The sequence below is a fragment of the Burkholderia sp. Bp8992 genome, assembly GCF_003853705.1.
Taxonomy (GTDB): Bacteria; Pseudomonadota; Gammaproteobacteria; order Burkholderiales; family Burkholderiaceae; genus Burkholderia.
The window spans coordinates 336,305-350,517 of sequence record NZ_QTQI01000005.1; the positions used below are offsets into that span (position 1 = coordinate 336,305).

13 protein-coding genes are annotated in these 14,213 nt (G+C 61.5%); 7 read left to right on the forward strand and 6 right to left on the reverse strand.

Going from position 1 to position 14,213, the window contains the following annotated elements; genetic code table 11:
• Nucleotides 1-4 precede the first annotated feature (4 nt).
• From DIE03_RS10690 to DIE03_RS10700, 3 genes are all read left to right on the forward strand, one after another.
• Entirely contained in the window at nucleotides 5-1,201 is a 1,197-nt protein-coding gene (locus DIE03_RS10690; protein ID WP_185658139.1) for a cytochrome P450, read from the forward strand.
• Between the two features lie 25 nt (nucleotides 1,202-1,226).
• Entirely contained in the window at nucleotides 1,227-2,681 is a 1,455-nt protein-coding gene (locus DIE03_RS10695) for an MFS transporter (RefSeq protein ID WP_124450038.1), read from the forward strand.
• A 476-nt stretch (nucleotides 2,682-3,157) separates the two neighbouring features.
• Complete coding sequence (locus DIE03_RS10700) at nucleotides 3,158-4,288, forward strand: porin (protein ID WP_260434851.1); 1,131 nt, start codon at nucleotides 3,158-3,160, stop codon at nucleotides 4,286-4,288.
• A gap of 80 nt (nucleotides 4,289-4,368) precedes the next feature.
• Here DIE03_RS10700 and DIE03_RS10705 read toward each other — a convergent pair whose 3' ends face one another.
• The 5 genes from DIE03_RS10705 to DIE03_RS10725 all read right to left on the reverse strand — a co-directional run bounded on the left by DIE03_RS10705 (nucleotide 4,369) and on the right by DIE03_RS10725 (nucleotide 9,866).
• On the reverse strand, nucleotides 4,369-5,064 hold the full coding sequence (locus tag DIE03_RS10705; protein WP_124450040.1) for a GntR family transcriptional regulator: 696 nt from the start codon (nucleotides 5,062-5,064) through the stop codon (nucleotides 4,369-4,371).
• A 125-nt stretch (nucleotides 5,065-5,189) separates the two neighbouring features.
• Nucleotides 5,190-6,824: a bifunctional 3-(3-hydroxy-phenyl)propionate/3-hydroxycinnamic acid hydroxylase gene (locus tag DIE03_RS10710; RefSeq protein WP_124450042.1), complete on the reverse strand. Its 1,635-nt coding sequence runs from the start codon at nucleotides 6,822-6,824 to the stop codon at nucleotides 5,190-5,192.
• 90 nt (nucleotides 6,825-6,914) lie between these two features.
• A complete protein-coding gene (locus DIE03_RS10715) occupies nucleotides 6,915-8,348 on the reverse strand; it encodes an aldehyde dehydrogenase family protein (protein WP_124450044.1) in 1,434 nt (477 codons plus the stop codon).
• 77 nt (nucleotides 8,349-8,425) lie between these two features.
• On the reverse strand, nucleotides 8,426-8,989 hold the full coding sequence (locus tag DIE03_RS10720; protein WP_124450046.1) for a VOC family protein: 564 nt from the start codon (nucleotides 8,987-8,989) through the stop codon (nucleotides 8,426-8,428).
• Between the two features lie 28 nt (nucleotides 8,990-9,017).
• Nucleotides 9,018-9,866 carry a fumarylacetoacetate hydrolase family protein gene (locus DIE03_RS10725; RefSeq protein ID WP_124450048.1) on the reverse strand — a complete coding sequence of 283 codons (849 nt, stop codon included), beginning with the start codon at nucleotides 9,864-9,866 and terminating at the stop codon, nucleotides 9,018-9,020.
• Between the two features lie 120 nt (nucleotides 9,867-9,986).
• On the opposite strand from DIE03_RS10725, the gene DIE03_RS10730 reads away from it, so the two are divergent.
• The 4 genes from DIE03_RS10730 to DIE03_RS10745 all read left to right on the forward strand — a co-directional run bounded on the left by DIE03_RS10730 (nucleotide 9,987) and on the right by DIE03_RS10745 (nucleotide 13,067).
• On the forward strand, nucleotides 9,987-10,568 hold the full coding sequence (locus tag DIE03_RS10730; protein ID WP_109342627.1) for an amino acid synthesis family protein: 582 nt from the start codon (nucleotides 9,987-9,989) through the stop codon (nucleotides 10,566-10,568).
• Nucleotides 10,569-10,702: 134 nt separating this feature from the next.
• Nucleotides 10,703-11,812 (forward strand): alcohol dehydrogenase catalytic domain-containing protein, encoded by a 1,110-nt coding sequence (locus tag DIE03_RS10735; RefSeq protein ID WP_124450051.1) that lies wholly within the window; start codon nucleotides 10,703-10,705, stop codon nucleotides 11,810-11,812.
• Nucleotides 11,813-11,892: 80 nt separating this feature from the next.
• Complete coding sequence (locus DIE03_RS10740; RefSeq protein ID WP_124450053.1) at nucleotides 11,893-12,429, forward strand: cupin domain-containing protein; 537 nt, start codon at nucleotides 11,893-11,895, stop codon at nucleotides 12,427-12,429.
• Nucleotides 12,430-12,473: 44 nt separating this feature from the next.
• Entirely contained in the window at nucleotides 12,474-13,067 is a 594-nt protein-coding gene (locus tag DIE03_RS10745; protein ID WP_124450055.1) for a malonic semialdehyde reductase, read from the forward strand.
• A gap of 88 nt (nucleotides 13,068-13,155) precedes the next feature.
• Here DIE03_RS10745 and DIE03_RS10750 read toward each other — a convergent pair whose 3' ends face one another.
• Complete coding sequence (locus DIE03_RS10750; protein WP_124450057.1) at nucleotides 13,156-14,106, reverse strand: LysR substrate-binding domain-containing protein; 951 nt, start codon at nucleotides 14,104-14,106, stop codon at nucleotides 13,156-13,158.
• Nucleotides 14,107-14,213 lie beyond the last annotated feature (107 nt).

A 14,213-nucleotide genomic window follows, 5' to 3' on the forward strand; every position in this document is an offset into this window, starting at 1 on the left:
TTCGATGAAAAATCAAACGGGCGATTTCATGAACGATCCTTACCTTCCGTGGGCGGACCTCGCGTTTCGCGACAACCCGTATCCGTGGTATGAGCGATTGCAACGCGAGGCACCGGTGTATCGGATTAGCGAACGTGAGTTCGTCGTCTCGAAGTATTCCGACTATGTGGAGTTTGCCAAGCATTCGGCGATGAGCATGGAGGAGCCGAACTGGGTGAAACCCCATCCGTGGCACGTGTTCAAGGAAAGTGTGCTGTTCTACGACCCGCCACGGCAGACGCTATTGCGGCGGCACTTCAACAAGTGGTTCACGCCGAAGATGGTCGCGGAGTGGGCGAAGCATACAAAGGCGCTTGTGAGCGACGCGCTGGACAATATCGCGCAAGATGGCATTGTCGAGGCCCATCACACTATTTGTGTCGTACCCACTCACGTCACGATGTGCCGCATCTTCGACATACCGGAAGATGACATCGAAGGTGTGATAGAGAACGGGTTGCGTATTGTCATGGCTCAGTCTCCGGCTTCAACGAAGGCGCAGCTGGACGATGCGGTAGAGGGCTTCAAGTATCTGTTCGACCGGTGCAACGCGTTTGTTGCCGAGAAGCGCCGAAATCCTGGAAACGGTCTTGCGGACGCACTAATCGAGGCACAAGCGCGAGGCGAACTATCCGAGGCTGAAGTCGTCCAGGCCATGGTCAATTTTTTCTTCTCCGGTGCACCTAATCCGGCTTACGTGCTCGCGTCGACGTTGGAGCATTTCACGCGCGAGCCTGAACTCTTCGACCTCTACAAAGCCGATCGCGAAAGCCGCCAGGCGATGATCAACGAATTCTTGCGTCTGTATCCGCCAGAGATGTCCTTCACTCGGTACAACAAAGCCGCGGTTACGATCAGAGGCACGGTGATCCCGGAAAATAGCGTCATTCGCTTCATGACTGCGGCAGTCAATCGGGATCCTGATGTGTTCGAGGATCCGAACACATTCGACCATACTCGTTCGATGCGTGAAAGCCAGATGCTGTCGTTCGGCATCGGAACACACAGCTGCGCGGGGCAATTGATCAGCCGCGTCGAGATCGAGGTGATCTTGTCAGCCATAGCGGAACGCTATTCACGCGTGGAACTCGCCGGCTCTCCCGCGGTTCAGCACGACGATCGCATTCGCAACTATTTGACTTTGCCGTTGCGCTTTTCCTGAAGCGACCAAGGGCGCGAATCGGGGGATGCTCGCTGATCGGGTGTATTCCGGATTGGCGCTCGAGGAGCGTCTCGCGAGCAACAACTGCTCGGGGCGCTCCCTTCATTCCGCTATCGGCGACCAGCCCGGTGTCGTCATGCGCACGCTGTCGACCGTATCGTCCGTTGCTTCCATCATTCCTCATCCGCGCTCCGATAGCATGCCTTCCAATAGCTGCTCGTCCGGGAAGTTTCCCATCGATGTCCCAACCTCGCGACATCAATGGTTCGCCGTATTTGCCGTCGCGGTCAGCGCATTTGCGTTCGTCACTTGCGAATTTCTACCGGTCGGCCTTCTGGCGCACATCGCTCTGGATCTGCATGTCACGTCCGGGACGGCGGGCCTGATGATGACCTTGCCCGGTGTGATGGCTGCCTTGGCCGCGCCGACCTCGGTGGTTGTTGCTGGAAAATGGGATCGCAGGTACATACTTTTGATATTAACCGGATTGCTGACGTGCTCAAGCTTCGTCAGTGCGTACTCGACGAACTTCACGACGATGCTTGCCGGCAGGGCACTGTTGGGGATCGCATTGGGAGCGTTCTGGACGCTCGCGACCGCGGCGGCGGGGCGCATGGTGCAAGCCCGGGATACTGCGCGTGCGATCGCATGCATCCTGGGAGGGGTTGCATCGGCTACTGTCATTGGTGTGCCGCTCGGGACACTGATCGCTACGCTCGCATCCTGGCGGGAATCGTTCATTGCGACCGGTGTCCTCGCAACGGTAGCGCTTTTTGCGCAGGTCGCCTTCGTGCCGAAGCTGACAGCTGAAACCACCGTGGGCATTCAGGACTTCATTTCGCTGCTGCGTCGGCCGCACGTACGTCTGAGCCTGATGATGGTGGGGTTCGTATTCGGCGCGCATTTTTCCACCTATACGTACCTGGAACCTCGTCTCGGAGAGGAATTTTCGGTATCGGAGATTTCAAGCCTGCTGATGCTGTTTGGTATTGTCGGCTTCGTGTCGAACGTGACGCTTTCGGCGGTGATGGATGGCCACGTGAAAGTCGCCACCGCGATCGCGACGGCTCTGCTGTTCTTCGCATTGTTGCTGATGGTGGTACTGGATCACGCGCGAATCGGCGAGGCGGCAGCATTATCGCTCTGGGGCGTAGCGTTCGGTGCAATCCCGTTGTGCTTCAGCATCTGGACTCAGCACGATGCCGCTGACTGCCCCGAAGTCGGTTCGGCGCTCTTCATTTGCGTTGTTCAAGTCGCCATCGCGATCGGGTCCGCCGTGGGAGGGCTGATCGTCGATCATATGGGCATACGAGCAGATTTCTCTATCGGGTGTATTTCCTCCGTGCTCGGGTTGGTGACCCTATGCACACTGAAGGCCCCATCGTGCGGGCAGCAGGCGTTTTCGCCTGCTACGGGTAGAACCGTAGTCGGCCAACACCCTGGCTCGTCACGCCGAAATCGCCCGCCAGTCTCTGAATAATCGCCATCCAATCCAACGATTCGCCTAACCATTTCCCCCTTCAGATCGCGGTCTGGAGTTGATGGGATCGTGCGACATGGTGTCCCCATCGCAACCGGACATGACGTACTTGCCGCGATCGGGGAATACGAACTCGCCGCCATCTTGACCGTTATGAAAGTCATTGAGTCACGAACACGTGCAGCGTTGAAAGACCATCACGGTTTGAAGCGAAGCCTCGCTTCTCGGCCTTCGCCCCCCGGATGCTGATCGCTGACCCTTTGCAACTTCATTGACGTGCCACGTAGCGACCGCCGCAGCATGTGGAGTAGCTGCAGCTTCGACGTCGGCGTGCGTCTTCATGCTGCAGCGCACTCACGCGTAAACACGGAGTTTTGCGTCTTGCAAAGCCATGTAGAGTGTGCGCAAAGAATATAAATATGCACAAAAAATCATCTTAGGCATTTCTTGTGCATATTGGCGACTACGTAAACGGTATGGAGGAGACGATGGTGAAAAGGTGGGTCATTACGTCAATTGCCTGCGCGATAGCGGGTCTGGGCCCGGTATCGTGTGCCTATGGGCAAAGCAGCGTGACGCTCTGGGGCTTGCTCGATGCTGGTGTGTCATACATCAGCAATACGTCGGGCCACCCTGCATGGCGGCTCGACGACGGCATCGCGTTGCCCAACCTGCTGGGATTTCGCGGGACCGAGGATCTCGGTGGCGGCACCCGCGCGGTGTTCCAGCTGGTAACGCAGTTCACGCTGCAGGGTAATCTGGTTGCTCAGAAGAGCAACGGGAGCGGTACCGGAACCGGGCTTTTCGCGCGCAATGCATGGGTCGGCCTCGATAACACTCGCTTCGGCAAGCTCACGCTCGGACGCCAGTACGACTTCATGGTCGACACGCTGTTCGCCGATGTCGGGGCCGATATGGCGATGTATGGCGGCGGATTCTACGGCTTCCGGGATGGCCCGTTTGCGAAGCTCGGCATTCCCGATTCTCCGCCGAACGAGGCGTTCGACTTCGACCGCATGAACGGCGACACGCCTCTTGGCAACGCGGTCAAGTACACGAGTCCGTTGCTGGGAGGATTCCGGTTCGGCGGAATGTACGCATTCGGTGGCGTGGCCGGGGATTTCCGCCAAAACAGCGCGGAAAGCTTCGGTGCCAGCTACAGTGCTGGCGCGTTTGCGTTCGGCGCGGCCTATACCGACGTGCGTTATGCGTCATTGCTCGGCGACAGCATCAGGAACTACGGGCTCGGCGCGAAATATCGCGGCGACAAGTTGCTGCTGACGGCGCTGTTCACTGACACGCGCAACACGCACAACGGCGCGGTTGTCAACGCGGCGGAGGTCGGCGCACTGTATCAGTTCACGCCGGCATTCTCGGCGAGCGTCGCCTACACCTACATGTGGGGGAACGAGGTTGTCGACCGCAATCACGCCCATCAGTGGGGGGCCGTTGCGAAGTACCATCTGTCGAAGCGGACGGCCGTCTATCTGCAATCGGGGTATCAGCTGACGAACGGGGGGGCGAATGCGTCGATCAACGGGACGTTCGGCCCGTCGAGCAGTCGCTCGCAGTTCATCGGCCGGATCGGCATGCAAACGATGTTCTGATTGATCCGTGCGACGGCGGCGGGAGTCGTCGTCGCAATGGGGTGCATTCGCAGACGCAGTATCGGGGCACTGCGCGCGACTTACTGCACAGAGGCCAATTGCTGTTCCAGTGCGGCGGCAACACGAGTCAACGTTCCTTCGATATGCTTGCGCAGCAATTTCGCTGCCTTGTCCTTTTCCCGTCCGATCGCCGCTTTCATCAGCGCCTCGTGTTCCGCTCCCTTGTGGCGTTCCTCCGTCCGATGGAGCGCCGAGTAGCGCCGATAGCGTTCGGCGCGGTCGAACAGCGATCCGACCATGTTCAGCAGCAGCGGGCTCGGCGTCGCGGACAGCAACGCCATATGGTAGGCGCGATGGCGCTCCGACCAGTCGTCGTCGAGGGCCACCGGGCCGGTCCCCATCCGCTTTTCGGCGAGGCTCAGCCGATGGAACGCCGTCAGCACGGCAACTTCCCAGTCGTCGTCGCCATGCTCGATGGAATCCATCAGCGCTTCGTGTTCAAGCAGGATGCGCAGGCGCGTGATGTCCTTGAAGTCGTCGATACTGATCGGTGCGACCCAGAAGCCGCGATTCTCGGTCGCCTGCACGATTCCGTCCTGCGCGAGGCGGTTCAGTGCTTCGCGAATCGGTGAACTGCTGAGACCGTAGGTCTTCGACAGACTCTCGACTTTCAGGCGCGTGCCTGGCTCCAGTTCACACCGGATGATCGAGGTTTTCATCCGCGCGAAGGCAACATCGATGAGCGGGGCACCATTGGAGGCAGGTGTCGAATCCATGGCGTGGCATTCCGGATTGTCAATGCGGTAATTTTATGCGCAAAGCTCACTTCTATGCAAGATTGAGTCGCAAGGCTCGTCGGACAAAAAAAGCGCTCGGGCGAAGCACCGAGCGCTGAGGGCTGTTACATGATGCGGGTTCCGGACCAAAGGCTCGTTGCCGGCGCGTCAAGTGCTTGCGAGCCGTTGGTCGCCAGCGCGCCCACGAGCTCGTCGAGCAGCGCAAGCGCCGCATGCGGCTCACGGCAACCACCGTACACATAGTGATCGGGGCGGGCGAGAACCACACGGCAATCGTGTTGCGCCATCCAGCCGGTCAGCACGCCACTGACGTCCTGATACGTATCCGGCGAGGCATCGGGCGCGAGCGCGTCGGGCCCGATCGAGACGAACCGGATCGCCGGGTACTGCAGGCGATCGCATGCCAGCCGAAGTTGCGCGACGGTCGCGGCATCAGTACGTGCGTCCACCGCGAGCCGGAAGGTCGCGCCGGTCACGTCGTCGAGCAGGCGCTCGTCGCCGGTGAATGTCCGCACGCGTGGTTGCGGAAACAGCAGCCCGCGTGGCCCGTCGCTCGAAGCGGACAGAAAGCCGTCGCTCAACCCCGGGATCAACGATTGCCGGACCATTCCCTGCGGATTGGCGGCCATCTCCGCATGCAAGCGCTCGTCGCGCGCGCTGGCCGCGACCGGATCGCGTTCACAGATCAGCTTGCCCAGTCCCTTCGTCACGAGTGTCGTGCGCTTGACGTGCGGCAACCGTTCAGCCTGGTAACTGTCGAGCAGTGCCGTACCGGCCTTGCCACGCGTAACCATCGCGAGCTTCCACACGAGATTGGACGCATCCCGGATGCCTTGACACATTCCCTGCGCGAGGAACGGCGGTGTCATGTGCGCTGCGTCACCGAGGAAGAAGATCCGCCCGGCTCGCCAGCGGCGCAGCACGAGCGCGTGAAACCGGTAGGCGGATGCACGCCATATCTCGTATTCGTCGTCGGCGAGCCAGCGCGAAATCAGTTTTTTCACGAACTCGGGCCGGCAGGCCTCGGCAGGCGTCTCGTCCGCGTTGATCATGAACTCCCAGCGGCGGCAGCGGCCGGGGCCGACGACGAACGTCGACGGGCGCGCGATCTCGCAATACTGCACGTTGGTTGCCGGCAGGCGCTCGCCGGCGCCGTCCTTGAGCATCACGTCGACGACGAGCCACGGCTCGTCGAAGTCCAGATCCTCCATGTTCAGGCCGAGCCGCGTACGGATCGGGCTCGTTCCTCCATCGCAGGCCAGCACATGGCCCGCGGTGAACGTGCGTTGCTCGCCCGACGCCAGCGAGATCGTCACGGATGCGGCATCGTCGTGCGATTCGACCGCGGTCGCTTCCGCACCGAGCTCGACTCTGACCGACGGGTAGCCGGCGAGATTGTCGCGCAGGATCCCTTCGATTTGCGGCTGCATGAACACGTAGTTCGGTGCCCAGCCGAGCTGGTATGGCGGGGCTGCCGCGTCGATGCGGCGAATCACCCGCGTGTCGGTCGTCCGGTATTCGGACGGGCGGTACGGCATCACGTATTGCGCGATCCTGTCTGCGATCCCGAGGTTGGCCAGGATCCGCATGATTTCCTGGTCGAATCCCATTGCCCGCGGCTTGTCGTAGACAGTAGGCGACTTGTCGACGACCAGCGTGCGCAGGCCGGCCTGACCGGCCAGGTTGGCGGCGACTGCACCGACCGGGCCGAGACCGACAATGATCAAATCGAAGTCCACATCTCCTCCATGTTCATATTCGTTCCGCCAGAGCCGACTACGTTCGCCCGGCGGTGCGGGCGGGTCCACCGGACCGTCGCCCGACTGATCTCAGTATGCCTTCGTGTAGGCGGTCTTGACGGTCGTGAAGAATTCGGCGGCGTATCGGCCTTGCTCGCGTGGGCCGTAGCTCGACGACTTCGTGCCACCGAACGGCACGTGATAGTCGACGCCCGCGGTGGGCACGTTGACCATCACCATCCCGCTGCGCATGTGTTGCCTGAAATGCGCCGCATGTTTCAGAGACGTCGTACAGATGCCGGCTGACAATCCGAACTCGCTGTCGTTCGCGATCTCCAGCGCCTCGTCGTAATCCTTTGCCGGGATAGCGCACGCGATCGGGCCGAAGATCTCCTCGCGCGCGACGCGCATTGTTGGTGCCGCATCGGAGAACAGCGCTGGCGTCAGAAAATGGCCTCGTGTGCTGCGGACGACGGTTGTACCGCCGCAGGTCAGCGTCGCCCCTTCATTCCTGCCGATTTCCACGTACGCTTCATCCAGTCGCAGTTGCTCGCTGTCGACAACGGGTCCGATTTGCGTGTCGGCGTCGAGCGCATGCCCGATGCGGAGTTGCCCGAGCGCCTCCGCAACACGGTTGACGAAGCGCGTGTAAATGCCTTTCTGCACGATGAAACGGGATGATGCGGTGCAGCGCTGCCCGGTCGAGTAATATGCACCCTGTATCGCACAGTCGACGGCGACGTCGAGGTCCGCGTCGTCCAGGACGACGAGCGGATTCTTGCCGCCCATCTCGAGCTGCATCCGCTTGAACTGGCGCGCGCCCTGCAGCACCAGGTTCCGCCCGGTATCGACCGATCCGGTGAACGAGATTGCGTGGATCTTCGGCGAGGTGACCATCGCGTTGCCGACGACACTGCCGCGCCCCATCACGAGATTGAATGTGCCGGGCGGAATGCCGCTGCGGTGGATGATGTCCGCGAGCGCCCACGCCGATCCCGGCACGAGGTCGGCCGGCTTGAAGACGACGCTGTTGCCGTGCGCGAGTGCCGGCGCGATCTTCCACGCCGGAATGGCCATCGGGAAATTCCACGGCGCGATGATACCGACGACACCGACCGGCTCGCGCGTGATACTGACGTCGACGAGCGGCCTGACCGACGGCAGGTATTCGCCGCCCGAGCGCACCGCTTCGGCGGCGTGGAACTTGAATATATGCCCGGCACGCGCGACTTCGGCAATGCCCTCGGGAAGCGTCTTGCCTTCTTCACGCGATAGCAGTGTACCGAGCTCGGCTTGCCGCGAGAGCAATTCGTTGCCGATCGTATCGAGTGCATTCGCTCTGGCCTGGATGCCGCTGTCCCGCCAGCCGCGCTGAGCGTTGCACGCGGCGTCGATTGCCTCGTGTGCCTGTTCGGCATCCGCGTACGCGTACTCGCCGATCACGTCGTCGAGATCGGACGGATTGATGTTGCGGCGTGAAGTGGCGCCGGTGCGCCACGACCCGCCGATCAGATTGCACTTCATGACCGGTAGTCTCCCCTATGTTCGCAGGGTGGCGTCCGCCTGCGGTCGAACGCGGCGGACGCTGCGGATTGGTATGTCTATTCGTCGAAAGCGGTGCGCTGGGCGGCGATGCGTTCGCGCATCGCCGCGATCCACGCGTTGCGCGTCAGGAAGCCGGGCCGGCGTTGGCACATCGCTTCCGTTCGTCTAAGCACTTCGGCGCTCGGCAGATCGAGATCGAGCGGCTCGCGACAAGGCTGCGCGGTAAAGAACGGGCTGTCGACGTAGAGTTCGATAGGATTGCCTTCCGGATCCTTGAAATAGATCGACCACGCGTTGCCGTGATCGACCTGCTCGATACCGGCGACGCCCACGCACTTCGCACGCTGGTAGTACGTCCGCAGGTCGTCCAGCGAATCGAGCAGGAACGAAAGCTGGTTCACTGGGTTGAAGGGGAGGTCGGTGGGCTTTCCATCGAACAACACGAGCTGGTGATGGATTTCCGGATCCTGCGTCATGAAGTACAGATTGTGTCCGGTCGACGCGACACCCTTGTCGCTAATCACGAACCCGAGCACCTTGCGGTAATAGTCGACCATCCTGTCGAGGTCGCTGCAGAAGATTCCGCAGTGGGTGAACTGAATTTTCGGCAATGCTGCCATGATCGTCTCCTGATTGTTCGAGTATCGCTCACGCTTCGTTGGCAACGGGGTTCGACAGTGTGCCGACACCCGGAATCACGACGTCGAACGTGTCACCGGGCTTCAGGAACACCGGTGGCTGCCGCTTGAAGCCGATCCCGCTCGGGGTGCCGGTCGCGAGGATGTCGCCCGGCTGCCAGTCGAGCGCCTGCGATACGTACGCGATCAGGGCCGGAATGTCGAAGGCGAGCTCGGACAGCTTGCCGATCTGCATCTGTTCACCATTCAACAGACCGTGGACCGAGAGTTCGCGATAGTCCGGAATTTCGTCGGCCGTGACGAGCCACGGGCCGAGCGCGCCGGTGCCGCGGAAATTCTTGCCCATCCCGTACTGGTGCGTATGGAACTGCCAATCACGGATGCTGGCATCGTTGAAGCACGTATAGCCGGCTACGTGGCTCATCGCGTCTTTCGGTGCGATATGCGATCCGCCGCGGCCGATCACGACCGCGAGTTCGGCCTCGAAGTCGAAGTTGTCCGATACGGTCGGGCGAATCAGTGGCGCCCCATGCGGCAACAGAGTTTCCGCGTAACGATGGAAGATAACCGGGTACTTACCGACCGTACGGCCGGCCTCGGCAGCATGTGCAACGTAGTTGATGCCGACACAGATGATCTTGTTCGGGCGTGGAATGACCGGCTCGAGCTCGACATCGGCCAACGGGAAATCCGCGGCCGCGGCGACGAGCCGGCGTGCTTCCTCCAGCGCCGCGTCATCCGCGAGCAGCGATGCGAGATCGGACATCGCGGGCAAGCGCGACGCGAGATCGACGATCCCTTCTTCCTTGATTGCACCGAAAGCGGCCTTGCCGGCCCGGCGATACGACACGAGTTTCATTGCTCCTCCATTTGGGCGCAAAACATGTTTTTGTGCATATTACATCGGAATGGATATAATGCAAGCACGGGAGCACAAACTGGCTCCCGGCGATCCGAACAATTTCCGTGGAGTAGAAAGATGCCGCTGATCAATGTCAGAAAGATCAAGCTCGACCTGGAGGAGGTCTGGCACGAAGGGGGAGAGCGCGTGAGCGAGCCGCTGCGGGTTGCGGTCGCGACAGCCATCGTCGCGAATCCGTATGCGGGGCGGTACGAGTCCGACCTGTTGCCGTTCATGCAAGCGCTGCGCGAACTCGGGCATGACCTGTCGTCGCGCGCCGTGGCGCTGCTCGGCGGCGCGGAGAACGTCCAGGCGTACGGAAAGGGCGCGATCGTCGGCGAGGATGGCGAACTCGAGCATGGTGCCGTATGGCACGAAGCCGGTGGCTGGGCGATGCGGGAATCGCTGGGCCAGCCGAAAGCAATGGTGCCGTCGGCCAAGACGATCGGCGGCGTTGGTACGCGCCTGATGGTACCGCTGGGCCATATTCAGGCGTCTTATGTCCGCAGTCACTATGGCACGTGCGAGGTGACCGTCTGGGATGGCCCGCGCCGCAACGAGATCGCGTTCGCACTCGCGATGGCGACGGGCGGGCGTGTGCATGCGCGGCTGGGCGGCCTCGCGGCGACGGACGTCAAGGGTCTCGACGGCCTGCGATGAAGTTCAGGCGGAATTTGTATTTTTATGCATAAAAATTGATATCATGCATTTAGCCTGGCTTGAGTCGCAGACAGATGACCGGGCCGGTGAATGTGTGTTGTGAATACACCAAGAGTGACGGACAGGAGACAGACATGACGAAGATGATGCGAGCAGCACGGATGCACGATGTCGGCGCACCGATGGTGGTGGAGGATATTCCGGTGCCGTCGCCGCGGCCGACCGACGTGCTGGTGAGAGTCAAGGCATGCGGCATCGTGCCCAACCTCGGCAACGTGCTGAGCAACTGGCAGAAATGGTTTCCCCACCTGCCGCTTCCCCGGCTGCCGGCGATTTTCGGTCTCGACGCGACGGGTGTGATCGAGGAGGTCGGCAGTCAGGTCCATGCATTCAACGTGGGGGACCGCGTCTACGTGAATCCGGCGCGCTATTGCGGCGGTTGCCGCGCGTGCCGCTCGGGTGATACCACGGCCTGTCCGTACTACACATTCAATGGCTATTTCGGGTTCAGCCAGCGATCGCAGGCCATCTTCGACGACTATCCGTACGGCGGGCTGTGCGAGTTCATGACCGCGCCGCAATACAGCCTGGTCAAGATACCCGACAACCTGAGCCATGAGACCGCAGCGCGCTTCGGCTATCTTGGCACCGCCTATCGTGCGCTGAAGAAGGCGGAAGTCGGGCCGAGCAGCACGATCCTGATCAACGGCATCAGCGGGACGCTCGGTATTGGGGTTGCACTGTTCGGGCTCGCACTTGGCGCGCGGAAGATTCTCGGTACCGCACGCAACAAAGAGTTGCTTCAGCGCGTGAAGGCGATTGCGCCGGATCGCATCGAGATTCTGGCGCTCGATGACGAGCCGGTCGACGCATGGGCGGCGCGCATCACGCGCGGGGAAGGTGTCGATGCGGTGATTGATGCGCTCGGACCGGGCGCACCGCATACGACGCTGCAAGAATCGCTTAAGACGCTGCGCCGTGGCGGCCATCTCGTCAATATCGGCGCGGTTGCCGGCGACGTGCCGGTCAATCTTCACTACATGATGGACAATGACCAGCGCCTGAGCGGCTCCGCCTGGTTCACAGCCGGGCAAGGACAGGAAATGGCGGACATGGTCGAATCCGGCGTCGTCGATCTGTCGGTCTTCGAACACTGCACGTTCAAGCTGGAGGACATCAATATCGCGCTGGGCGGGATCGAGAATCGCAACGGCGGCTTCAGCAACTACGTGATCTGTCCGTAACGCACATCGGCGACACTTCTGCGTCACATCGGCGCCGGGGTGTCGTCGGCCGAAAGCGTTTCTTTTCAGCGAGGCAACTCATGCACATTCGACGCGTGGTGACCGGCCGTGATCCGCACGGCCGGTCCGTCGTGGTTTCCGATGGTCCGACACCCCGAACTGTCCTGTTCGACTCCATTCCCGGGCATGCATTCGCACAGGTATGGACAACTGCGGCATCTCCGTCGCTGGCAACGGCGGCCGATCCGACGATCGGAAAAGACACCCTGATTCCGCCGGCCGGCGCGACCAGTCTCCTGGTGGTAACCTTTCCGCCGGATCAGGTCATGGCGGCCCCGCAGTTTGATCCCGCAGCGGCGGCAAACGAATGTGTCGCGCGCATGCCGGATCTCGCAGCGACGTTCGAGCCCGACCATCCAGGCGTGCATGCGACCGTAACGGTCGACTATGCGATCGTGCTGTCGGGCGAGATCTGGCTGGAACTCGATGACCGGCAGGCGACGCGGCTCGGGCCGATGGATGTCGTCGTACAGAACGGCACGCGCCATGCATGGCGCAACAACGGGAACAGCCCGGCGATCGTGGCGTTCTTCATGGTCGGTGCGACGCGCACGTGATACGCGCGCATGGCCTTTCGATGGTCGATCTGGAGGAAAACGGAATGAGCGAGCCGCTCGATACCCGCGCGCGCCAGCAGCTATTTACCGACGCACGCAGCCAGAACGCGTGGTTGGACCGAGCGGTGCCCGATGCGGTGCTGCGTGACCTGTACGAACTGACCCGATGGGGCCCGACGAGCATGAACTGCTCGCCAATGCGCGTCGTGTTCGTCCGGTCGCTGCCGGCGCGCGAAAAGTTGTTGTCGGCTGTTTTTACGGGGAACGTCGAGAAAGTGCGTACCGCGCCGGTCGTTGCGATCATTGCGCAGGATGTGGCGTTCTACACGCAGCTCGACAAGCTGTTTCCGCATCGGCCGGGTGCAGGGAAGATGTTCATCGAGCAACCGGAGCTGGCGCGAGATACATGCTTTCGCAACAGCTCGCTGCAGGGTGGCTATTTCATCATGGCGGCGCGCACGCTCGGTCTCGACTGCGGGCCGCTCTCGGGGTTCGACGCGACCAGGGTCGATCAGTTGTTCTTCGACGGTATGGCACTGCGCGTGAACTTTCTTTGCTGCCTCGGGTATGGCGATCCGGACGGCCTGTTTCCCCGCAGCCCGCGGCTCGGTTTCGACGACGCTTGCGAGGTACTGTAGGTTATAGGCGCGGCGACGGAGCCAGTCCGCCGCCCATACGCTTCAGCTGACGCGCACACTTGCGAAACGCCGTTTCGATCAGATGCAGTCACTGTGCGGGCCGGTGATGCCGCGCACCGCGTGATTGAGCCATGTGCGCAATGTTCTCGTTGTATCGTCGCGCTTCGCCGCTCAGCCATTCCCGAAACGCAGCCAGCGTCGAGCTTTCCGCTTTGGCTTCCGGGTAGATCAGGAAGTACGCATTCCCGGTCGGATGTTCGTAGCGACCGACCTGAACCAGCGTCCCTCGCGATAGTTCGTCTTCGACGAGCAGTCGAGGAATCAGTGCGATTCCGATTCCGCTCGATGCCGCTTCGGCAAGCATCGAGAACAGTTCATAACGCGGTCCGGACAGGTCGCCTTCCATTTCGAGTCCTTGCGCCGCGAACCATTCGCGCCATGCGTACGGTCGCGTACTTTGCTGCAGCAACCGATAGCGCCGCCAGTCCGCCCGGGTCGGCTGGATGCGCGACGAGACCAGCTTCGGGCTGGCGACCGCGATCACGCTTTCCTGCATCAGCAAATCGCCGGCCGTACCGGGCCAGGGCGCGAGGCCTGCGTGGAGCGACGCGTCGAATCCAGTCGCATCGAACATGAACGGACGCGGCATGGCGGTCAGATTGACGGTGATGTCCGGATGCGTATCGATGAACGCCGGCATGCGCGGCAGCAGCCAACGGGTTGCGAAGGTCGGCACGGCCGCGAGCTCCAGGGTACCGCCTTTGCCGCCCGTCGCCATCATCTCCAGTGCGTCGTATTCGATCTGATCGAGTCTTGATGCCACACGGCGGCTGTAAGCCGCACCGGCTCCGGTCAGTGTCACGCCGCGGCGGGTGCGCCGAAACAGCTTCACGCCAAGAAATGCCTCGAGCACACCGATCTGACGACAGATCGCACTTTGCGTGACGGCGAGCTCGTCCGCCGCTTTCGTGAAGCTCTGGTGGCGAGCGGCGGACTCGAATGCGGACAAGGCAGTTGTGGAGGGGATTGTGCGGCGCATGATGCGTGTCCAGGTGAATAGTGAGATCGACGAGTGAGATTTTTGCACATGTTGGTGCGAACAAATCGTTTGTTTTGACAATACGTGGCGAATAAAGTTGGCGTAAC